Origin of the sequence: Candidatus Alcyoniella australis (assembly GCA_030765605.1) — a bacterium.
GTDB lineage: Bacteria > Lernaellota > Lernaellaia > JAVCCG01 > Alcyoniellaceae > Alcyoniella > Alcyoniella australis.
This window is the reverse complement of record JAVCCG010000109.1, coordinates 1-20,618: the sequence shown is the minus strand read 5'-3', so window position 1 is coordinate 20,618 and position 20,618 is coordinate 1. Positions and strand designations below refer to the sequence as shown.

Here is a 20,618-nt window from a genome sequence, read left to right as displayed (position 1 = left end):
GTGACTCCCTCAAACGTATTGCAAACGGCAAAGCAGGTTGAATGCAAGATATAACGCGCACAAAGCCAACGGCGCGATGCGGCCCAATCGGCCGTGCAACGACGCCGCGCCAAAACCCGCCAGCAGTAGCAGCGCGGGCAGGCTGCTCAGCAAATAGCGGCCCTGGGGCTGCATGTCCACGTAGTATGAGTTGTACAGCGAGAGCAGCAACAGCAGCAACATGTAGGGCAGGCCCAACAGCCACAGCGCGCTTGGCAGGCGCAGGCGTGTTTCGCCTCGACGAACCGCGGCGGCCGCGGCCGTTGCCAACCCGAGCAGCAACGCGGCAAAGGCGATCCAGTACAGCGCCGGGGGCAGGATGCGATCCATCCAGCCGAACATCCCGTAGCAGCTGGCAAAGGTGATCTTCAGCCAGCGCAGCAGCGGGAACTCGCTCCAGGATTGGCCCAGTCGGCTGAACGAGTCGGCGTAGAGCAGGTGCGTGCGCTGGGCCAGTTCGGGCGGCAGTGCCTGGCTGAAACGTTTGATCTGCTGGTAGAGCACGTCGCGTCCCAGCACGCTGCCCTGGAGCAGCACGGCGTTGCGCACGAACCACCATCCGCTGCACAGCGCGGCCGCGACCAGCGCCAGGATGCCCGGGCCCACGGCGTTGCGACCCTGGGCGCGCAATCGCAGCAGCAGCCACAGCCCGAGCAGCGGGAACAGGGCGTAGACGTAGAGCTTGGAGAGCAGCGCCAGGCCCATACATAGGCCGAGCAGCAATGCTCGGCAATAGTTCAGGCCGCGTAGCTCGATGCTACAGCAGACCGCCAGCAGCGCGGCGACCGAGAACACGGCAAAGGCGTCGTCGTTGGCATAGGCGCCGATGAACGTCAGTTGCGGCCACAGCGCCAGTCCAGCCCCGGCCGCCAGGGCGGGCACGAGACGCCCTTGACCGGCGATCATTCCGGCAACGAAGCACAGCAGGGCCGCGGCCGCCACGCACAGCGCGTTGAACGCCCGGGTTGCGCTCAGTCCCTGCATGCCGCTTAGGCGCATGGCCCTGCCGGCGAGCAAATGCGCCAACTGCGGCGTCCAGATGTAGGGCTGGCGCACCTCGTAGCGATGCTTGAGGTCGATCCGTGCGTGGGTCGGGAAAAGCATTGCGCCGCTGTGCGCATCGAGCAGCGGGTAGAGCGGTTGTTTGGTGTTCGAGTCCAGCAGGTGGATGCCGAAGCCCGGGTCGTCCGATCTGGGCAGCCGGCCGTGCTCCGCGATGAAGCGCCGCGTCTTGATGTGTTCGTACTCGTCCGGGGCGCCGTTGTACTCGATCGACGCGGACCACCACAGGCAGTTGACCAGGGCCAACACAAAGAGCAATACCCCGGCGATTATCGCGGCCGATTTACCCTGGTGCATGGGCTGGAAGCATACCCTTAAGCGTAAAAGATGTGAAATCCCGGATTGACATCAGCGGCCCGAGGGTATAAACAACGCGCCTCCTGTCGGCGTTGGCCCGGCAGGAGTTTGTTTTAGACCGTAGTAAAATAAGGATTAGTAAGGACAGCGTCCCCATGACCGAGAACATCAACAAGCTGCGCAACATCGGAATCAGCGCCCACATCGATGCGGGCAAGACGACCTTGACCGAGCGGGTACTGTTCTATACCGAGCGGATCCACGCGATGCACGAGGTTCGCGGCCGCGACGGCGTGGGCGCGACCATGGACTCGATGGAACTCGAGCGTGAGCGCGGGATCACGATCCAGTCCGCGGCCACGCATTGTCTGTGGGACGGATATCGGATCAACATCATCGATACGCCGGGGCACGTGGACTTCACAATCGAGGTCGAGCGCGCCCTGCGCGTGCTCGATGGCGCGGTGCTGGTGCTGTGCGCCGTGGCCGGAGTTCAAAGCCAGACCCTGACCGTCTACCGCCAGATGAGGCGCTACGGCGTGCCGAGCCTGGCCTTTGTCAATAAGTGCGACCGCACGGGCGCCGATCCGTTGCGCGTGGCCCGGCAACTGCGCGACAAGCTGGGCGTCAACGCCGTGGCGCTGCAACTGCCGATCGGACTCGAGGCCGAACATCAGGGTGTGGTCGATCTGGTGTACAACCGCGCGCTGTATTTTGACGAAGCCGACGGCTCGCAGTTGCGCGAGGCGCCGATCCCCGACGAGCTGGCCGAGCAGGCGGCCGCTGCGCGCGAGCAGCTGCTCGACGCGGTCTCGCTGCACAGCGACGAGCTGACCGAGGCGCTGCTCGAGGAGCGCGCCACGCCCGAGCTGATCCAGGCGGCGATTCGCACGGCCACGATCAAGCTCGAGCTGACCCCGGTACTGCTGGGCTCGGCGTTCAAGAACAAGGGCGTGCAGCCGCTGCTCAACGCGGTCACCAGCTATTTGCCTGCGCCGCACGAGGTGGAGAACACTTACGTCGAGACCCAGAGCGGTGAACAGCGGCAGGTCAAGTGCGACCCCACAAGCCCGACTCTGGCCCTGGCGTTCAAGATCGAGGAAAGCCGCTTTGGCCAGCTGACCTATCTGCGGCTCTACCAGGGCCGTATGAAGCGCAGCGCGCAGATGATCAACCAACGCTCCGGCGAGAAAATCCGCATCGGGCGGCTGGTGCGGATGCACGCGGACCAGATGGAAGATATCGAAGTGGCCGAGGCCGGTGACATCGTGGTGCTGTTCGGCGTGGAGTGCGCCAGCGGCGACACCTTTACCGACGGCAGCTTCAATGCCGGGATGAGTGCGATGCACGTGCCCGAGCCGGTGATCAGCCTGACCGTCAAACCATTGGATAACCAGGCCCAGGACAAGCTGTCAAAGGCGCTCCAGCGCTTCGTGCGCGAGGACCCGACGTTCCGTTGCTTCACCGATCCCGAGAGCGGCGAAACAGTAATCAGCGGCATGGGCGAGCTGCACATCGATGTCTACGTCGAGCGGATGCGCCGCGAATACGGCGCCGCGGTCGAGACCGGAGCGCCCCAGGTCGCCTACCGCGAGGCCGTGACCAAGCGCGCGGATTTCGACTACCTGCACAAGAAGCAGAGCGGAGGATCCGGCCAGTTCGGACGCATTGTCGGCTATGTCGAGCCGACCGAGGAAAGCCAAGAGTTCGAGTTCGTCAGCGAGGTCAAGGGCGGCAACGTTCCCACCGAGTACATTCCCTCGGTTAAAAAGGGATTCGCCGCAATGCTCGATCGCGGACGGGTGATCGGTTTTCCGGTTACTGGATTGCGCGTGGTGCTTACCGACGGCAAGGCCCACGCGGTGGACTCCTCGGACAACGCGTTTCAGGCCGCGGCCCGCGGCGCGTTCCGCCACGTCTATTTTAAGGCTGTCCCGCGGATTCTCGAGCCGCTGATGCGCGTGGCCGTAGAGTGCCCGGTCGAGCACCAGGGCGCGGTGCTGCGCACGCTGATGCAGCGGCGCGGCCTGATCGTCGGCACCACCGAGGACGCCGGGTTCTGCATGGTCGAGGCCGAGGTGCCGCTGGCCGAGATGTTCGGCTACTCCACTGACCTGCGCTCGGCGACTCAGGGCAAGGCCGAGTTCACAATGGAGCTGGCGCGGCACGTTCCCGTGCCCGAGAGTGTGGCCGAGGAGCTCAAGCGCCGCTATGCTGACCGGGTACACGGCGCGCAGGCGGAATAGGAGAGAGCGATGGTCGCCGAGACGTTAAGAAGGATCGGGCCGCTACGCGTGCTGGCAGAGTCGATGCACGGCGGTCTGGGCAAGGGCAACATGGGCGTGATCGCCGCGCGCGCGGGTGTGGGCAAGAGCGCCTGCCTGGTGCAGTTCGCCCTGGACGCGCTGCTGCGCGGGCAGCAGACCCTGCACGTGGCCCTGGACCATCCGGTGGCGCATGTGCGCCAGTGGTACGACGAGATCCTCGACGAGGCCGCGCGCCTCGGGCTGCTCAAAGTATCGTCCGGCGATCGTCTGGAGCTGGAGCGCCTACGCAACATCCAGAGCTTTCTCGACCGCGGGTTCAGCGCTGCACGGCTTGGACAGGCGCTGGACTTCCTCGATGAGAACATGGACTTCAAGCCCACGACGATCGTGATCGACGGCCTGGACCTGGAGAAGGCCGGCGCGGATCAGATTGCCGCGCTCAAAGTGCTGGCCCGGGAAAAGAACGTTGAGCTCTGGCTCTCGGCTCTGACCCACCGCCATCAGCCGCCGGACCAACAGCTCGGGATGCCCCAACCCATAGCGCGCTTGGCCGAGCACTTCAGCGTAGTAATCAAGCTGCGGCCCGAGGCCGACAAGGTGCTGATCGAGCTGCTCAAGGATCACGACGAGCAGATGCCCGGCTCCCCGCCGCTACGCCTCGACCCGATCACCATGCTGCTGGTCGAACAAGACGTATAGCCCTTATCTGAATTCCCTTGATGTGTTAAATCATCAGAACACATCGGAGGGTTCCGTAAATGAACAGAACGCCCCTTGCGGCGTTGATCCTCTGCCTGGCCCTGGCGCTTATCGGCTGTAAGGTCGAGATCGGCCAAGGCGACGCGGAGTGGAACGACTACGTTGCGCCTTACCGCCATCAGCAGCAGGTCGGCGGGCACGACCTACATTACATCGACGTGGGACAGGGCGAGCCGCTGATCATGGTCCACGGGTTCGCCGACTCGGGCTATTGCTGGAACAAGAACGTCCGGCCCCTGGTCGAGTCCGGCCGGAGGGTGATCCTGATCGACCAGCCGGGAATGGGACGCTCAGGGGTGCCCGGCGAGGAATACGTCTTTTCGATCGAGAACCAGTCGGCCGCGGTGATTGCCCTGGCCGACCATCTGGGCCTCGAGCATTTCGACCTGATCGGCTCGTCCATGGGTGGCGGGATTACGCTCTACCTGGCCCTCGAGTTTCCTCAACGCGTGGGACGTCTGGCCGTGAGCTCGCCCGCGTGCTTCCACGAAAAGGGGCACGTCAGCCTGCTGTTTGCCCCGGGATTTCGCACGCTGACCCGCGTCTTCGCCGACCGCTGGGCCATCCGGCGTTCGTTGCGCGAGGTCTATTTTCACGACCAGTCGGTAACAGAGGCGCTGGTGGACGAGTATGCCAGGCCGCTGAACAAGCCCGGGTACGCCGACGCGCTGATCGGGCTGATGAACGACTATTTTTCCGAGGATTACATCCGGATGACCCAGCGCTACGCAGACCTGGACAGGCCATTGCTGATCCTCTGGGGCGAGCAGGATCAATGGGTGCCCCTTGAGTACGGCGAGCGGCTGCACGGTCAGGTGGCCGGATCGCGGCTCGAGGTGATCCCCGAGGCCGGGCACCTGTGCCACCAGGAACTGCCCGAGGCGGTCAATCCGCTGCTCGTAGAGTGGTTTCAATAGGCACCTTTTGGGTGCCGCAACACCCCGTGTTTGCGCATATTTCCAGTAATTCAGCGCGTTGACTTCCGGATAGTGCCCTGCTAACCTGAAAATTCATTCGCGTTAAATTGCTTATTTCTCGGGTAATTAATGGGCTTAGGGTTTCGCAACTGGAAGTTCGAAAACAAGCTCATCGTAATGGTGCTTTGCCTGGCGCTGTTGCCGCTGGTGACTTACGCCCTGTTCTCGCTCAACAGTTTTCGCCAGAGCAGCATCGAGCAGGCTGAGCGCGATCTGGAACACGTGGTCAAGAGCCTGCTGATGCTCTGCGAGGCCCAGGAGGCCCTGGACCGGATCCGTGTCGGCGGCAACGTCGACGCTGTTACCGGCGCCTCTCCGGCCTGGCACGACGGCAACGAGTTCAAATCGTTGCGCACGATCATCGAGGACCTGAAGGTGGCCGAGACCGGCTACTGCTACGTTTTCGACAGCTCGGGACAGATCGTGATCCACCCCTTGCTGGAGGGGCAGAACATCTTCCAGCTCGGCGAGGAGGGGTCCCAGCACTTCCTGGAGATGCGCGATGAGGCGCTGACTCTGCCCGTGAGCAGTGTGGCGATCAACCGCTACCCCTGGCCCGATCCCGTGAGCGGCCACACCACGCTCAAGATCGCCAAGTTTGGCTATTTCGAGCCGTACGACTGGGTGATCGTGGCCGCTGCTTTCGAGGACGAGGTTGTCGAGCCCTACACCGCCAGCCTCAAGGTGCTCTCGATAGTGCTGCTGTGCGTGACCGTGGTGATCGTGCTGTTGGTGTTCACGTTGGCCCGCTGGACCATGCGGCCGATCAAGCAGTTGACCGCGGCCACGGCACGCATCGCCGACGGCGATTTCGACGTGCGGCTTCCCACGGCCACGCCGGATGAGATCGGGCGGCTGACCAGGTCCTTCGACGTGATGACGCGCAAGCTGCGACAGGCCAACGACGAGCTGCGGGAGTGGAACCGCACCCTGGAGCAGAAGGTCGACCAGCGCACCGAGGAACTGCGCAAGGCCCACGAGCGGATGCTCACCGCGGAGAAGTTGGCGTCCCTGGGCCAGCTCTCGGCGATGGTGGCCCACGAGATCAACAACCCGCTTTCCGGCGTGCTGAGCTACATCAAGCTCTCGGGCAAACTGCTGGGGACCAAGGAGCCCACAGCCGAGCGCGACAAGTCGATCGTGGGTTACCTCGACCTGTCGGCCGGCGAGGTCAAACGCTGCGGCGAGATCGTGCGCAACCTACTGACCTTCGCGCGCCGCTCGTTCGGCGAGTACTCCGAGGGACGGCTGCACAACGTGATCGACAAGAGCATCGCGCTGATCAAGCACAGCCTCGATGTGAACAACGTCGAGCTGATCCGCGAGTACGACTCCGAGGACGACACCCTGCAGTGCGATCAGAGCGGAGTGCAGCAGATGGTGATCGCGCTGATGGTCAACGCCAACGAGGCGATGGACAAAGGCGGCAAGTTGATTGTACGCACCGACGGCAGCTCAAGCGAGGACGTCGGTTTTCAGATAATCGATACGGGCAAAGGCATCCCCCACGACGTGCTGGGCAAGATCTTCGAGCCGTTCTTCACCACCAAGGACCAGCAGAAGGGGACGGGCTTGGGGCTCTCGGTGGTCTATGGTATCGTCCAGTCTCATCACGGCACGATAAGCGTTGAATCGGTCATCGATAAAGGCACCACCTTTAACGTCCGGCTGCCGCGCAAGCTGGACCTCGATCAACAAAATCAGCCCGCCGAGTCGGCGCCCCCGACCGACACCCAAGACAGGAGCTCGTAAGTGAATCCGCAGGACATCGGCATTCTGATCGTCGACGACGAGTTCTCGGTAAGGGACTCGCTCTACAACTGGTTCGCCGCGGACGGCTATCGGGTCGGCGCGGCCGAGAACGCCAACGAGGCGCTGACCAAGCTGCAGGAATCGCACTGGGACATCGTGCTGCTCGACATCAAGATGCCGGGCATGGACGGCATTGAGCTGCAGAAGCGGATCAAGGAAATTAAGAAGGACATCATCACGATCGTCATCACCGCCTTCGCTTCGGTCGACACTGCGATCCAGGCGCTCAAGGACGGCGCGTACGACTACGTCTGCAAGCCGATCGATCCGGACGAACTGAGCCACCTGATCCGCAACGCCATCGACAAGATGGCGCTGCTCACCGAGAACGTGGCCCTGCGCGAGCGGGTGGACGAGCTGTTCGCGGTGGACGAGATCGTCGGCTCGACCCCGGCGATGAACTCGGTGCTCAAGATGGTCGCCGAGGTGGCCAAGAGCGACTCGACGGTGATGATCCGCGGTGAGAGTGGCACGGGCAAGGAGCTGATCGCCAAGGCGATCCACATGAACTCCAACCGTCGCTACTTCCCGCTGATCACCATGAACTGCGGCGCGTATCCCGAGAGCCTGATCGAGTCCGAGCTGTTCGGCCACGAGAAGGGCGCGTTCACCGGCGCGCAGTACACGCGCAAGGGCAAGCTCGAGATGGCGGACAAGGGCACGATCTTCTTCGACGAGATCGGCGACATCAGCACCAAGATGCAGATCGACATCCTGCGCGCTATCGAGACCAAACAGTTCTACCGCCTGGGCGGCTCCAAGGAGATCACGTCGAACTTCCGCGTGATCAGCGCCACCAACAAGGACCTGGAGCAGCTGGTCAAACAGGGCGAGTTCCGCGAGGACCTCTACTACCGGCTCAACGTGTTCATGATCACCCTGCCGCCGATCCGCGAGCGGATCGACGACGTGACGCGGCTGGCCGAGTATTTTTTGAAAAAGTACTGCCAGTCGATGAACAAGAACATCGAGGGCTTCACCCCGCGAGCCCTGGAGCGCATGCGTTCCTACTCCTGGCCGGGCAACGTGCGCGAGCTGCGCAACGTGATCGAGCGCGCGGTGGTGGTGGTGCGCGGCAAGCTGATCGACGTGGAGGAACTGTCGTTTCCCAGCAGCCAGGGCGGGGAAAACCAGAGACTACAGTCGCTGCAGGACGTCGAGCGGCGCCATATCGCCAGCGTGCTGGATCAGACCGGATGGAACATCACCCGCGCCGCCGAGGTGCTCAAGGTCGACCGGGTGACGATCTACAACAAGATCAAGAAGTACGATCTTAAAAAGTAACCATCTCGGTCGCGGATGCCCTATATCTATTTAACCCCGATCGAACCGGCGGATATTTCGCTGCTCGAGGATCTATCGCAATTCGTGCGACGGGCCTTTGGCGTTTCGACCAGGATCGACGAGCGGCGGATCGACCTCGATTGCGCCTACGACAGCCAACGCGGCCAGTACAACTCGTCCAAAATCCTGATCCAGCTGGTGCGCGACAACCCGCCGTCGGACGCGCTCAAGGTGTTGGGCATCACCCACGTCGACCTGTTTCTGCCGATCTTCACCTTTCAGTTCGGCCAGGCCCAACTGGACAACATCGGCGCGTTGCTCTCGACCTATCGGCTGCACAATCGGTTCTACGGCCTTCCCGACGATCGCGCGTTGTACCTGGAGCGCGTGGAGAAGGAGGCGATCCACGAGCTGGGGCACACCTTCGGCCTGGTGCACTGCTATGATCCGTTCTGCGTGATGCGCTCCTCGACCTACGTCGAGGATGTGGACCAGAAGTCGATCGAGTTCTGCGGGAGCTGCGCGAGCAGGCTGGCCGAAAAGCTGCGATCGCTCGGGAGGTAAACCGAGATGGAGAATCAAGGGAATAAAACGTACCAGGTTAAGCCCATCGGCGTGATCCACACGCCCTACGAGCAGATCGGGCCGCCGCAGTCGCCGGCCGAGGCCGAGCCGGGGCAGGAGTTTCGCATCGAGCTGTTCGACCAGTACGTCGAGGGGCTGCGCGATCTGGATAAGTTCCGCTACATCTACGTGCTGTACTTCCTTGATCGCTCAAAGCCGCGCGAATCGCTGATCGCCCACCCACCGTGGCTCGAGGGGCAGGGCGTGGGGCTGTTCGCCAGCCGCTCGCCGCGCCGTCCCAATCCCATCGCCCTTAGCGTAAACCGGCTGCTGGGAATCCAGGGCAACGTGCTGCACATCTCGCCCATCGACGCGCTGAACAACACGCCGCTGCTGGACATCAAGCCCTACTTTGCCGAACTGGACGCCAAGACGGACGCCAATTCCGGCTGGTTCGAGGGGCAACGCTCGCATGAGCGTTGGAAAAAGCACGTCAGGGGCGAAAAAGGCTGACAGCGCGATCTTGGGCCGTTGACGAATTCCGATGAATCCTCCAGGCTAACAGCCGATAATGACCAATTTTAACGAGACGGCATGAGCGATAAACAGGCAAGGACGCGCCTGCCCGAGGGTAAACCCGGAGTTGCAGCGGCCGTGTTGCTGCTGATGGCGCTGGGCAACACGCTGTTCTCCATCGCGGTCTACAAGGTCTGCACCTTCGCCTCGCTGATTTCGGTGTTTGCCATTGTCTTTTTCTTGGTGGTGATGCCCCTGGGCGGAGCGGTCTGGGCCCGCAGGAGCAAGACCGAGTTGCGACATCTGTGGTTGTGCCAGTGGCTGAACATCGGCGGAGTGCTGCTGGGTCTGATGGCGATGCTCTGCGTGCTCAAGGTCAATTTTATCAACACGTGGGGCTTCAGCCTCAGTGCGATCCTGCTGCACTCCCTGTTTGTGGTGGTGTTATTCTCGCCGTTCTTCTTCAGCTGGGGGCTCAGCGAGTACGCGCACTTCCAATACTGCGCCCAGACCTTCCGCCGGCCCGCGCTGTTTTACCCGGTGTTTTTACTGGGCGTGCTGGCGGGCTACCTGCTCGAGACCTATCTCACCTGGCGGCTGGGCCTGCTGTTCTGCGCGGCAGCGGCAATCGGGATTTTCGTGCTGAACACCGTGTTGATCGACCGCAACTTCCGGCGCGGCGCGCTGCTGGCGCCGTTGGCCCTGGCGCTGCTGATCGGCGGACCGCTGCTCGAAAACAGGTTCGTCCAGGCTGTGCGCGGCGACAACTTCCTGAGCATGAAGGCCCACCTGCGCGGCGAGGGATTGTACTTCGATTACTTCCAGGGCCACCTGGCGGACATCCCGGAACATCTGCGTAGCGGCGAGGAGGTGGCCCAGCGCAGCTCGGTGCTCTACCAGGGCTGGGACCGCTACTGCCATTTCACGCTGTTTTCCAACACCTGGTTCACCGGCGGCACGTACAACGATTGGGTCGAGTGGATCTTCCCCACCAGCGAGTGCCTCGATCCCGAGATCAACGTGGCGACCCTGCCGTTTAAGCTGGCCGGGGAGGGCAAGCGGATCGTGGTGATCGGCGCCGGGGGCGGCAGGCAGGTGCTCGAGGCCCTGCGCCACGACCCGCAGCACGTCTGGGCCGTGGAGATCGTGCCTTCGGTGTTCCGCGTATTGACGCAGGTCGTTCCCGAGGCCAACGGCGGGCTCTACCTTGACCCGCACGTCACCACCGTGACCGCGGACGGCCGTGCCTTTTTCCGCGAGTTCGACCAGACCGCGGACCTGGTCTACCTGCCGTTCACCGAGGCCGGTCAATACATGCTGCGCACCTACTTCGAACCCTCCCAGCGGCTGTACTCGATCGAGTCGCTGCGCGCGATCCGGGACAAACTCAGCCCCGAGGGTCTGGTGGTGATCCGCAAGGGCGGGCTCGAGCGCAACAACGCTAATTTCAAAGCGTTCTTTATGACCCTCAAGCAGGCCGGATACAACGTGGTCGGTTTTACCAGTGAGGACAACCTGTTGGTGATCGGCTCCCCGGGCCCGATCCCGCAGATCGGCCCCGAGCTGCTGGCGGGCATGGAGCTCGACGGGTTCACACTGATCGACGGCTCCACCGACTTTCCCGAGGCGCGGCTGATCACCGACGACTACCCGTTTCGCGGCGGCGTTATCTTCCCGGCGATCCCGCCCCAGGCCTTTCTGCGCAGCAGCCTCTACGGCCTGGCTGCGGTCTGTGCGCTGATCGTGCTGATCATGCTGCTCTCGCGCACCCCCTCAAGCCTGGGGGCGGGACGCACGCCGTACATGGTGACCATCTGCCTGCTGGTGGGGATCAACTTCATGCTGCTGGAGAATCTGGTGATCTTCAACTGCCTGTCGTTGCTCAAGACGCCGCTGGACGCGTTCTACGTCGGATCGATCGTCTTTTTAGCCGTGGCGATGGTCGGCAGCCTGATCGGAGCGGGCAAACGCTGGCCCTATTTGGCCGGGCTGGGCGCGGTCGGCGCGCTGGTCCTGGCGCTGCTGCGTCCCGGCGCCTGGGGCTACCTGCTGATCGGCGCGCCGATGTTCGCAGCGGTGGGCGTGTTCTTCCCGCGGCTGTTCACCTCGTTCAACTTTTCGCGGGTGCGGATCTACGTGCTCGACGCATTCGGCGCGGCCCTGGGTTCGATCGTGGTCTTTATCGTACCGCTGCTCTACGGGTTCGAGCTGTTCTACGAGATCTGCCTGGCGGTCTTCGCGCTGACCGCCCTGATCTTCGCCCTGGGGCTGCGGCGCAAATGGATTTGATTTCAGCGGGCTTGATGGCCGGATATCGATTGACGCGACGCGATTGAAAGAGCTAGCCTTAAAGTCAACAATCTATCGGCAACTCGATTAATCGCAGATTGATTTGAATCCCGGCGCGCATAAGCCAGCGCACACAGGAGACAATCCATGCCGCAGAGCCGTAGGCAAAAGCGTCTTTCCAAGCGTTTTCCAGTGCATTTCGGCGTTGCCGACGCCGCCCACCTGGGGTTCGCCAAAAACGTCTCACTCGGCGGACTGGAGCTGTCGGCCAAGACGGTTTACCACGCGGATACTCTGCTCACCCTCGAGGTCGCGATCGCCGATGAACCGATCCGCACCAAGGGGATTGTACGCTGGGTGACCAGGGCCGACGCCCTGGCGCGGATGTCCGGGATCAGCCTGAGCATGGGCGTTGAGCTGACCGTGCGTCCCGACGAGTACGTCGACGCCGTGCTCAATCTGGCCAACGTCTACGAGGACGGCCGCCAGCAGTCGCGCTTCAGCAAGATCTTCAAGGTGATCTTCGAGTCGCCGCGGGAGCTGATGGAGCAGTACACCCAGGATATCAGCATGGGCGGAATCTTCGTGATTTCCGACGAACCGCCGCCGATCGACACCTTGGTCGACTTGCAGCTGATCATTGCCGAGACGATGCAGACGATCCGCGCCGAGGGGGTCGTGGTGCACGTGGTGGACCAGCAGATGGTCCAGCGCTACGGGCTCAATCCGGGCTTCGGCGTGCAGTTCGTCAAGTTTCACGACGAGGGAGAGAAGCTGCTCGCCGAGTACATCAAGCAGCTCAAGCAGCGGATGGGCATCGAGATCGATCCCCGCGACGAGCTGTCCACGGACTGACGTCCCGAATTACTGACCGCGGGTGATGAACTTGTTGTAGCCCGCCATCCAGTAGGCCGCCAGGAAATCGTGCCCCGAATGAACCTTGGTCCGGTCGCTCGTGCCGCAAGCCTTGATCTCGTAGGGGCACCACTGAAACATGAATCCGGCCGGACACTGGTCGCGCACGCCGAACGGCTCGTTGGACTGATAGTCAACGTTGCCCACCAGATCCTCGAGTAGCGGGAAGAGTACGACGATGTCGTGCAGCAGCACCGATATCGGATCGAGGGTGTAGCTCGCAGGATCGCGCGCTTCGAGGTGGTACTCCCACAGCGGCGGGTCGCGGAACTCGGAGAGATCCTGATGTAGCTGCTCGAGGTACGGATCGTCGTCCGTGGGCTGATACGCGCCCTGGGCCATGTAGATCGCGTTGAACCACGGGTTGTGCGACAGCCGGGTGTAGTTGTGGACCTGGTTCTCGAACAATCCCAACAGATAGTAGTAATCGTCCGCAGAGTAGTAGACCCGGCCCAGGCGCAGGATGTTGTACCAGCAGACGTGGGCCAGGTCGTTGCCGAAGTAGGCCTGATAGCGGTTGAAGAAGTTGAAGCTGTTGATCTCCAGCGCCCGACGATTGGAGTCGGCCAGCCGCTTTTGCAGCTCGTGCTTGAAGCGCAGCTCGCCGGTGACGTGATAGCCGATGGTCAGGAAGCATAGCTGCATCGGCGGCAGGATCTTGGGTCCGGCGGTAATCTGCTCGCCCTGGGTGTTGATGATCAGCCAGTCGGTGTCGATCAGCTCGTCGATCACCTCGGTCACGTCGTCGCGAATAATTTGCAGCGTGGCCTGGTCGTCGATGTGGTCGTAGGCCATGGCCATGCCGTAGAACCAGCCGATGTACATGTCGCGGCTGGTGTTGCCGATCCAGAAGTCGCCGGCGAACTCGCCGCTCTCCACGCGGAAGCAGGTCTTGCCCGCGTCGCACCAGGCGTCGCTTACGTACCACGGATTGCCGTCCTGGCTGCCGCGGTAGCGCGAGATGAACCCGGGCTTGCCGTTGACGTGCAGGAACCCGTCGAGGGTCGCGACCTTGGCGATGACGTTGTCGCGCGCCTGCTGCTCGCCGGTGACCCACCAGCGCATCGACTGGGTGCCCAGGTAGACCCCGGTCCAGCTGCAAGAGTCGCCCAGGCCGTGGTAGTTCTCGATCTCAGTGTAGCTATCGTCGGTGAAATAGGCGTGTACGCTGCCGCCGTAATCCGGCTGGTGCCAGGTCAGGTGCCACAGGTCAAAGGCCTCGGCCTTGAGCCGGATCGGGCCCGCAACGCCGGTCTCGTTGTATTCGCGCGGCATGACGGCCTGCTGGGGCCAGGAGGCTACGTAGCAGTCGTCTTGTTGATCGTCATCGTCCCACAGGCTGTCGTCGTCCTGGTCGTCGTCATCGTCGTCCGCACTGTCATCGTCCCCAGCAACGTCGTCGTCATCGTCGTCGCTGCCGCAGCCGACCACGATCCAACCGCAGAGCAGCAGCGCCGCTAAAACCATCGTTATCAGCCACGCGCTGCGCATAAGATCCTCCGCGAGGCTATTCCTCGCTATAGTGGAACAAGTTGTTGAGGAACTCGATCAGCACGAACTCGCGCATCTCCGGTGACAGGGAGTTGAGGATCTCGTTGACCGGGGCCATGCGTCCGGGCAGAGCGCTGGTCGAGATCCCGGCCATGCCCAATGCCTGGTTGAAGACCTCGGGATCGACCTGCGCCGGATCGAGCATCGACAGCACGCTCTTGATTTGGTCCAGATCGTCGTCAAATCCCATGCCGCGGGCCTTTTCAGCGCACGTGCGCAGGTCGGCCAGCAGTGCGTCCACATGCTCCACGTTCATGAAGTTGATCGAGAGGTGGATGTTCTGCGGCGAGCAGCCCAGGCTGAACTGAGCCTGAATGTACCAGCCCAGCTCCTTCATCTCGTCGATGATGTGGAAGATGTTGATCTCGGTCGAGGTGAAGGCCACCAGGCACATCTCCGGCTGGCTGAGTACGCTCAGGCCGGGAATCGCCTTGATGCCCGCAATGGCGGCCTTGGTCGCCTTGAGCTGTTCGCGCGCCATCTCGAGGTAGCCCTCGTCGCCGAAGTGGTTGAGCACCGCCCAGGCTGCGGCCATCGGGCCGCCGGACTTGGAACTCTGCACCGCGGCGTTGATCACCGTGTAGCCGGTCCACGAGGCGCAGGCGAAGAACTGGGCCTTACGGATGTCCTTATTGCGATAGAGCACGATCGAGGCGCCCTTGGGGCAGTAGGCGTACTTGTGCAGGTCCATCGAGATCGAGGTCACACCCTCGATGCTGAAGCCGAAATAGGGGATCGGTTCGCCCAGTCGGCGGTAGTACGGCAGTTGGAATCCGCCGACGCAGGCGTCGACGTGCATCAGGATCCCGTGCTGCTTTGCGATCGCCGCGACCTGCTCGATCGGGTCGATCACGCCGTGGGCATAGGAGGGGGACGAGTTGACGATCAGGACCGTATTCTCGGTGATCGCCTCTTCGATCAGCTCGGGCAGCGCTTTGAACGTCTGATGGTCAACGTCCACCGGCACCACCTTGACCCCGAGGTACTTGGCCGCCTTGTGGAACGCGGCGTGGGCCGTGATCGGCAGCACCATCTCGGGCGCGGTGATCTGCGGTTTGTGCTTGCGGTTGTAGTCGCGGGCCGACTTGACCGCGAGCATGATGCTCTCGGTGCCGCCGCTGGTGAAGTTGCCCACCACGTTCTCGTCGCCCTCAACGTTGGACGCGGACATCGCCACGATCTCGTTTTCCAGCCGCAGTAGGCTGGGAAACGACGTGGGGTCCAGGCCGTTCTCGGTGAGGTACATCATGTAGGCCTTCTTGCCCACTTCTTCGGCCTCTTTGCCCGGATCGTAGACATAGCCAAACGTCTTGCCGTCGCGCCATTTGAGATCGTTGACGCGGAAGCTCTCCAAATCTTCGAGAATCTGCTCGCGGGTTCTGCCCTTTTGCGGTATCTTCATGCGATTTTCTCCTGAACTGAACGCGGGTGCCTGCGGTGGTCTGTGGCGTGTCATTGTTATGGATTCAACGAAAAAACTCAACCCGATAACACTTCTTGATTACAGTATCCGTGCAGGCGTTTCAACGCACGTCAACGTAGAGCAATTCAACAACCGCGTAAAATATTTCAACCAGGCCAATCTTGTATAAATTTCAAAAGGTTATGCCGGTTATACCCCTGATTGTGGAGATTGCGGCGAAAAATTCAGCGGATGGCGGCGTTCACAACATAATTATCCATTCCTTGCTCTATTAGCGATATTTAGATAACCTGTTGATATCAAGCGGCTAAGCCAAGGCCGGCTATTATGTTTTTCTATAGGACCTATTTGGAATGCTTCTTGAAGGTTGCACAGGGCGGTGCAATACTAGGAGGAATGAAGATGGTACCGCTGATTGTCATCGCCGTGTTCGCCATAGCGATTGTGGTCGATGTTGTGCTGGTGCGGCGCTTTGCCGCCAAGCGTGCGGGCAAGGCCCTGCGCGAGCCGGCCGACGAGTTGATCAACGATCCGGAAGCAAGTCGCGATAAACTGTTTCACGAGGGCCATACTTGGGTTCAGCTCACCCGGGCCACGGTATCGGTGGGAGTCGACGAGTTCACCCGGCGTTTCATCGGCAGGATCGATTCCATCGAGCTGCCCTCGGCCGGAGCCAAAATCAAGAAGGGCGAAAACCTGTGGACCCTGCGTTTCGGCGACCGCACCCTTTCCCAGCCCGCGCCGCTGACCGGTCGCGTGCTCGAGGTCAACAAGCAGGTGCAGCGCGATCCGTCGAGTCTCGATGTTCATGGCGAGGGTTGGCTGGTCAGGCTGATGCCCAGCGCCCTGGAGCGCGATCTACACGAGCTATACACGGCCACGCGCTTCGCCAAGTGGACCGAGCTGCAGCGCGATCGTTTCATCGGACCGGCGTTGGGTGAGCTGGGCGAGGTCTACGCTGATGGCGGCGAGGTTGTCGATGGAGCGGCGCGCAACCTGGATGAGGAAAAATGGCGCGAATTATCCAAACACGTGTTTTACTCGGGCTGACGGGATTGACACCGGTGTCCAGGCGAGTAGCATGCGCCTGCCGATCGGGCTTTTTGGCCCTTTTGTTTAATTTTTTTATAACGGAGGCACCATGAGGGTTAAAAGCTACCTTCTGCTGCCGTTGCTTTGCCTGCTGTTGGTCGCCGGACTCGTGATGGCCCAAGAGCAGGATGAGCAGTCCGACGATACGGACAAGCAACCGGCGCAGATCGAACAGGCAGGGACAAACACGGCCACACCGCCGGAGTACATTGAGCTTAAAAAGCTCGAGAACCTCTACGAGCCGGCCTGGTTCTCGCACCAGATGCACACCAACTACGCGGCCGAGGGCTGCGCGTCGTGTCATCATCACAACACGCCGGGACCGGCGATGCCCGCCTGTTCGCGGTGCCACAGCCCGTCGATCAAGCTCGACCCGCAGTTCACGGTCAATACCGACGGCAGCTGCGCGGCGTGCCACAAAGAGTTCCCGATTAAGCCCCCGCTGAGCATTCCCAACCTCAAGGCCGCCTATCACAATCAGTGCATGGGCTGCCACCGCGAGTACGGGGCCGGGCCGCTGAAGTGCGACGAGTGCCACTCCAAAAAGACCAAGCAATAGATCCAAAGGGAGCGCCAAGGAGATGAACAGCAGCAGAAGAGGATTTCTCAAGATGCTCGCGGGCGCGGGCGTCGGCGCCGCAGCTGCGGGCAAGGCCGGCGATGCGCTGGCAGTCGAGGACTTCACCGGCTGGCCGGACACCTACGGCGTGCTGGTGGACGTGAGCAAGTGCATTGGTTGCCGCTCGTGTGAGGGGGCGTGCAACGATGTGAACAATTTAAAAAACGGTGTGGACCCCACCGACCAGAGCGTGTTCGAGACCGAACGCCGTTCGGACTACAACGTCTACACCTTTGTCAATCGCTACATGCCCGAGGCCGGGGGCGGTCAGCCGGTGTTCGTCAAGCGCCAGTGTATGCACTGCGCCGAGCCGGCCTGCTTCGCCGCCTGCCTGTGCAAGGCGTTCACCAAGACGCCCGAGGGCGCGGTGGTTTACGATGCGGACGTGTGCATCGGCTGCCGCTACTGTATGCAGGCCTGCCCGTTCTACATCCCGGCCTACACCTACCAAAGCGCGTTCGATCCCAAGGTGACCAAGTGCACCTTCTGTTTCGATCGCATTTCCAAGGACGGCGGGATTCCCGGCTGCGTCGAGATCTGCCCCACGGGCGCGCTGACTTTCGGCCGCCGCGAGGAGCTGATCACCATCGCGCGCAAGCGGATCTTCGCCGACTCGGACTACATCGATCACATCTACGGCGAGCGTGAGGTCGGCGGCACGAGCTGGATGTACATTTCCAAAGTTCCGTTCGAGCAACTGGGCTTCAAGACCAACCTGGGCTCAACGCCGATACCCAGGCTGACCTACGGCTTCCTGTGGACCCTGCCGATCCTGCACATCACCCTGCCGGTGCTGCTTGCCGGGATCTACTCCATCACCCGCAAACGCGAGGGCGGCGCACACGGCGCCGATGGAGGTGAGGGATGAGCCAGGCAGCGATCACTTCGCAGGACATGAGCTGGTTTCGCAAGAACATTTTGCTGGGCATGTCCAACGCCGAGTACTTCCGTAAGCTGATCTCGCCGTTCAACGTGATCACCGGGCTGATTCTCGCGGTGGGCATTCCCACGGCGATCTGGCGTTTTGCCGCGGGCCTGGGCGCGACCACCAACCTGTCCAACACCAACCCCTGGGGCCTGTGGTTGGGCTTCGACATGTTCTTCGGCGTGGCGATCGCCACCGGCGGATTCTCCGTGGGCGTGGCGGTCTACATCCTGGGCAATAAAGATTACAAGCCGCTGCTGCGACCGGCGCTGCTCACCGGATTTCTCGGATACGCCTTTGCGATCATCGGCCTGCTGTTTGACCTCGGCCGCCCGTGGAGGCTGCCCTATCCGTTCCTGGTTTCGGCGGGAATGTCCTCGGTGCTGTTCCTGGTTGCCGAGCATTTGGCGCTGTACCTCACGGCCATGACCCTCGAGATTTTGCCCGCATTCGCCGAGTGGCTGGGACTGAAAAAAGCCTGGCGTTTCCTGATGAAAGGGCACATGGTGTTCATCATCCTCGGGTCGGTGCTGGTGATGGGTCACCAGTCGGCCCTGGGCGCGATGTACCTGCTGATGCCCTCACGCCTGCACCCGCTGTGGTACACGCCGCTGATCCCCTACCACTTCCTGGTTTCGTGTATTGCCGGTGGTCTGGCGATGCTGATCATCGAGAGCATGATCTCGCATAAAGTCTTTGGCCATCAGGTTAAAATGTCCCACGAGCAAGACGACCGGCTGACCCTCGGACTGGGCAAGGCGGTGGCGTTTACCCTGATCACCTACCTGGCGCTCAAGGTGCTCTCCGTGGCTCACGGCATGCATTGGGAGCTGCTCAACACCGGCTGGGGCTATTGGTTCATGTTCGAAGTGCTCGGATTCGTACTGCTTCCCACAATCCTCTACTTTGTGGCGATCCGCCGCGGCAGCGCCAAACTGGTGCGCTACACATCGATCATCACGGTGCTGGGCATCATGCTCAACCGCTTCAACGTTTCGATGGTCTGCCTCAACTGGGACGCGCCCGAGGTCTACATTCCCAAGTGGTCGGAAATACTGGTGACCATCACGCTGATCACGGTGCTGATGTGGGTTTTCCGCTGGGTAATCAACCGGGCGCCGATCCTCTACAAGCACCCCGACCCGTTCTACGCCGACGAGCACTAAGGAGGAAAAGATGCACGATCTCCATACCTTCGTCGACTACGTGCTTTACACCAAGTACTGGGAATACGCCCTGGCGTTCGCGTTCATGGCGCTTTTCCTGGTGTTTTACATCATGCTCAAGGCGCCCGAGCGCACTACCCAGAGCGCCGCGGCGCGCGAGGCAATGCCCGCCAGCGGCCGCGTTCAGGGCTTTCTGGTGCCCGACGATCTGCTGTATCATCAAGGACATACCTGGGCACGCAAGGACGCCGAGGGCAACGTGCTGATCGGCGTGGATGACTTTGCCCAACGCCTGGTGGGCAAGCCCTCGGGCCTCAAGCTGCCCGCGGTCGGGGCGCAGCTGCGGCAGGGCGCGGGCGCCTGGTCGCTGGATGTGGGCCCGAGCAGCTTTGAGATGGTCTCGCCGGTGGACGGCGAGGTGCTGGCAGTCAACCCCAAGCTGGCCGGGTCCACGGACGCGCTCAAGTCCGACCCCTACGGCGATGGCTGGCTGCTCAAGGTCAAGTTGCCTAAGTCCTCGGTGAGCCTCAAAAATCTGCTGGGCGGCGAGCTGGTCAAGAAGTGGACCGAGGCCGCGGCCCAACGGCTGTACGGGTTCGCCGACCTCGAGCTGGGCGCCGTGCTCAGCGATGGCGGCGACCCGGTGGACGGCATGGCCCGCAACCTCGACCCCCAAAACTGGGAGCAGATCGTCCGCGAGTTCTTCCTCACCGACTGACGCCCCTGTTTCGCCAATTACTCCCCCATCGGCTCATCCAGGCCGGTGGGGGTTTTTCTTTACCTGACAACGACTTGGCGCGATAATGTCAAGTAACGCTTTACGTTTGACTTTTGCCCGATTTCGGTGATTTTGTACGTGATTAATCAATGGCTTAACAGCCCACCCTTGGTAAAATACTTTAGGACTTGCATACGAATTGCGATTTCAAATCACAGATTTCGTATAGGTTACGAAGCGCGTATAGTCGTTGATATTGCAAAGTAATCGCGATTTGGCTCCATACGATGTTCATATACTGTTTTTCCCTGCCGCGTAAGGTCTTGATTAATCAGGGTAATCT

Annotated in this window: 17 protein-coding genes; 14 read left to right on the top strand and 3 right to left on the bottom strand. The window is 61.7% G+C overall.

Annotated elements, in window-relative coordinates; translation table 11 throughout:
- Positions 1–9: 9 nt before the first annotated feature.
- Complete coding sequence (locus P9M14_12920) at positions 10–1,398, bottom strand: DUF2142 domain-containing protein (protein MDP8256646.1); 1,389 nt, start codon at positions 1,396–1,398, stop codon at positions 10–12.
- 155 nt (positions 1,399–1,553) lie between these two features.
- On the opposite strand from P9M14_12920, the gene fusA reads away from it, so the two are divergent.
- The 9 genes from fusA (at position 1,554) to P9M14_12875 (ending at position 12,721) form a co-directional block, all read left to right on the top strand.
- Entirely contained in the window at positions 1,554–3,644 is a 2,091-nt protein-coding gene (gene fusA / locus P9M14_12915; protein ID MDP8256645.1) for an elongation factor G, read from the top strand.
- Between the two features lie 9 nt (positions 3,645–3,653).
- Positions 3,654–4,364 carry a hypothetical protein gene (locus tag P9M14_12910; GenBank protein ID MDP8256644.1) on the top strand — a complete coding sequence of 237 codons (711 nt, stop codon included), beginning with the start codon at positions 3,654–3,656 and terminating at the stop codon, positions 4,362–4,364.
- 59 nt (positions 4,365–4,423) lie between these two features.
- Positions 4,424–5,341, top strand: a complete 918-nt coding sequence (locus tag P9M14_12905) for an alpha/beta fold hydrolase (protein MDP8256643.1) — start codon at positions 4,424–4,426, stop codon at positions 5,339–5,341.
- A gap of 129 nt (positions 5,342–5,470) precedes the next feature.
- A complete protein-coding gene (locus tag P9M14_12900; GenBank protein ID MDP8256642.1) occupies positions 5,471–7,153 on the top strand; it encodes an ATP-binding protein in 1,683 nt (560 codons plus the stop codon).
- Complete coding sequence (locus tag P9M14_12895; GenBank protein MDP8256641.1) at positions 7,154–8,497, top strand: sigma-54 dependent transcriptional regulator; 1,344 nt, start codon at positions 7,154–7,156, stop codon at positions 8,495–8,497.
- A 15-nt stretch (positions 8,498–8,512) separates the two neighbouring features.
- On the top strand, positions 8,513–9,061 hold the full coding sequence (locus P9M14_12890; protein ID MDP8256640.1) for an archaemetzincin family Zn-dependent metalloprotease: 549 nt from the start codon (positions 8,513–8,515) through the stop codon (positions 9,059–9,061).
- A 6-nt stretch (positions 9,062–9,067) separates the two neighbouring features.
- Positions 9,068–9,574 (top strand): tRNA (N6-threonylcarbamoyladenosine(37)-N6)-methyltransferase TrmO, encoded by a 507-nt coding sequence (gene tsaA / locus P9M14_12885; protein MDP8256639.1) that lies wholly within the window; start codon positions 9,068–9,070, stop codon positions 9,572–9,574.
- Positions 9,575–9,655: 81 nt separating this feature from the next.
- The gene (locus P9M14_12880; GenBank protein ID MDP8256638.1) at positions 9,656–11,866 is read left to right on the top strand and encodes a hypothetical protein; all 2,211 of its coding nucleotides are present in this window, start codon (positions 9,656–9,658) and stop codon (positions 11,864–11,866) included.
- Positions 11,867–12,013: 147 nt separating this feature from the next.
- Entirely contained in the window at positions 12,014–12,721 is a 708-nt protein-coding gene (locus P9M14_12875) for a PilZ domain-containing protein (protein MDP8256637.1), read from the top strand.
- A gap of 9 nt (positions 12,722–12,730) precedes the next feature.
- Here the strand turns inward: P9M14_12875 and P9M14_12870 are convergent, their stop codons facing one another.
- Positions 12,731–14,272 (bottom strand): hypothetical protein, encoded by a 1,542-nt coding sequence (locus tag P9M14_12870; GenBank protein ID MDP8256636.1) that lies wholly within the window; start codon positions 14,270–14,272, stop codon positions 12,731–12,733.
- Positions 14,273–14,288: 16 nt separating this feature from the next.
- Positions 14,289–15,734 carry an aspartate aminotransferase family protein gene (locus tag P9M14_12865; GenBank protein ID MDP8256635.1) on the bottom strand — a complete coding sequence of 482 codons (1,446 nt, stop codon included), beginning with the start codon at positions 15,732–15,734 and terminating at the stop codon, positions 14,289–14,291.
- A 423-nt stretch (positions 15,735–16,157) separates the two neighbouring features.
- Between P9M14_12865 and P9M14_12860 the strand changes: the two genes are divergently transcribed.
- The 5 genes from P9M14_12860 to P9M14_12840 all read left to right on the top strand — a co-directional run bounded on the left by P9M14_12860 (position 16,158) and on the right by P9M14_12840 (position 20,275).
- A complete protein-coding gene (locus P9M14_12860) occupies positions 16,158–16,805 on the top strand; it encodes a hypothetical protein (GenBank protein MDP8256634.1) in 648 nt (215 codons plus the stop codon).
- Between the two features lie 91 nt (positions 16,806–16,896).
- On the top strand, positions 16,897–17,406 hold the full coding sequence (locus tag P9M14_12855; GenBank protein MDP8256633.1) for a cytochrome c3 family protein: 510 nt from the start codon (positions 16,897–16,899) through the stop codon (positions 17,404–17,406).
- A 22-nt stretch (positions 17,407–17,428) separates the two neighbouring features.
- Positions 17,429–18,334 (top strand): 4Fe-4S dicluster domain-containing protein, encoded by a 906-nt coding sequence (locus P9M14_12850; GenBank protein MDP8256632.1) that lies wholly within the window; start codon positions 17,429–17,431, stop codon positions 18,332–18,334.
- Complete coding sequence (gene nrfD, locus P9M14_12845; GenBank protein ID MDP8256631.1) at positions 18,331–19,557, top strand: NrfD/PsrC family molybdoenzyme membrane anchor subunit; 1,227 nt, start codon at positions 18,331–18,333, stop codon at positions 19,555–19,557. Before P9M14_12850 ends, nrfD begins: the two co-directional genes overlap by 4 nt.
- 10 nt (positions 19,558–19,567) lie before the next feature.
- The gene (locus P9M14_12840; GenBank protein ID MDP8256630.1) at positions 19,568–20,275 is read left to right on the top strand and encodes a glycine cleavage system protein H; all 708 of its coding nucleotides are present in this window, start codon (positions 19,568–19,570) and stop codon (positions 20,273–20,275) included.
- Positions 20,276–20,618 lie beyond the last annotated feature (343 nt).

Excerpts from the sequence above, each read along its gene's own strand:
- P9M14_12920 (MDP8256646.1), bottom strand. The coding sequence starts at position 1,398 with ATGCACCAGGGTAAATCGGCCGCGATAATCGCCGGGGTATTGCTCTTT.
- fusA (MDP8256645.1), top strand. The coding sequence starts at position 1,554 with ATGACCGAGAACATCAACAAGCTGCGCAACATCGGAATCAGCGCCCAC.
- P9M14_12910 (MDP8256644.1), top strand. The coding sequence starts at position 3,654 with ATGGTCGCCGAGACGTTAAGAAGGATCGGGCCGCTACGCGTGCTGGCA.
- P9M14_12905 (MDP8256643.1), top strand. The coding sequence starts at position 4,424 with ATGAACAGAACGCCCCTTGCGGCGTTGATCCTCTGCCTGGCCCTGGCG.
- P9M14_12900 (MDP8256642.1), top strand. The coding sequence starts at position 5,471 with ATGGGCTTAGGGTTTCGCAACTGGAAGTTCGAAAACAAGCTCATCGTA.
- P9M14_12890 (MDP8256640.1), top strand. The coding sequence starts at position 8,513 with ATGCCCTATATCTATTTAACCCCGATCGAACCGGCGGATATTTCGCTG.
- tsaA (MDP8256639.1), top strand. The coding sequence starts at position 9,068 with ATGGAGAATCAAGGGAATAAAACGTACCAGGTTAAGCCCATCGGCGTG.
- P9M14_12880 (MDP8256638.1), top strand. The coding sequence starts at position 9,656 with ATGAGCGATAAACAGGCAAGGACGCGCCTGCCCGAGGGTAAACCCGGA.
- P9M14_12875 (MDP8256637.1), top strand. The coding sequence starts at position 12,014 with ATGCCGCAGAGCCGTAGGCAAAAGCGTCTTTCCAAGCGTTTTCCAGTG.
- P9M14_12870 (MDP8256636.1), bottom strand. The coding sequence starts at position 14,272 with ATGCGCAGCGCGTGGCTGATAACGATGGTTTTAGCGGCGCTGCTGCTC.
- P9M14_12865 (MDP8256635.1), bottom strand. The coding sequence starts at position 15,734 with ATGAAGATACCGCAAAAGGGCAGAACCCGCGAGCAGATTCTCGAAGAT.
- P9M14_12860 (MDP8256634.1), top strand. The coding sequence starts at position 16,158 with ATGGTACCGCTGATTGTCATCGCCGTGTTCGCCATAGCGATTGTGGTC.
- P9M14_12855 (MDP8256633.1), top strand. The coding sequence starts at position 16,897 with ATGAGGGTTAAAAGCTACCTTCTGCTGCCGTTGCTTTGCCTGCTGTTG.
- P9M14_12850 (MDP8256632.1), top strand. The coding sequence starts at position 17,429 with ATGAACAGCAGCAGAAGAGGATTTCTCAAGATGCTCGCGGGCGCGGGC.
- nrfD (MDP8256631.1), top strand. The coding sequence starts at position 18,331 with ATGAGCCAGGCAGCGATCACTTCGCAGGACATGAGCTGGTTTCGCAAG.
- P9M14_12840 (MDP8256630.1), top strand. The coding sequence starts at position 19,568 with ATGCACGATCTCCATACCTTCGTCGACTACGTGCTTTACACCAAGTAC.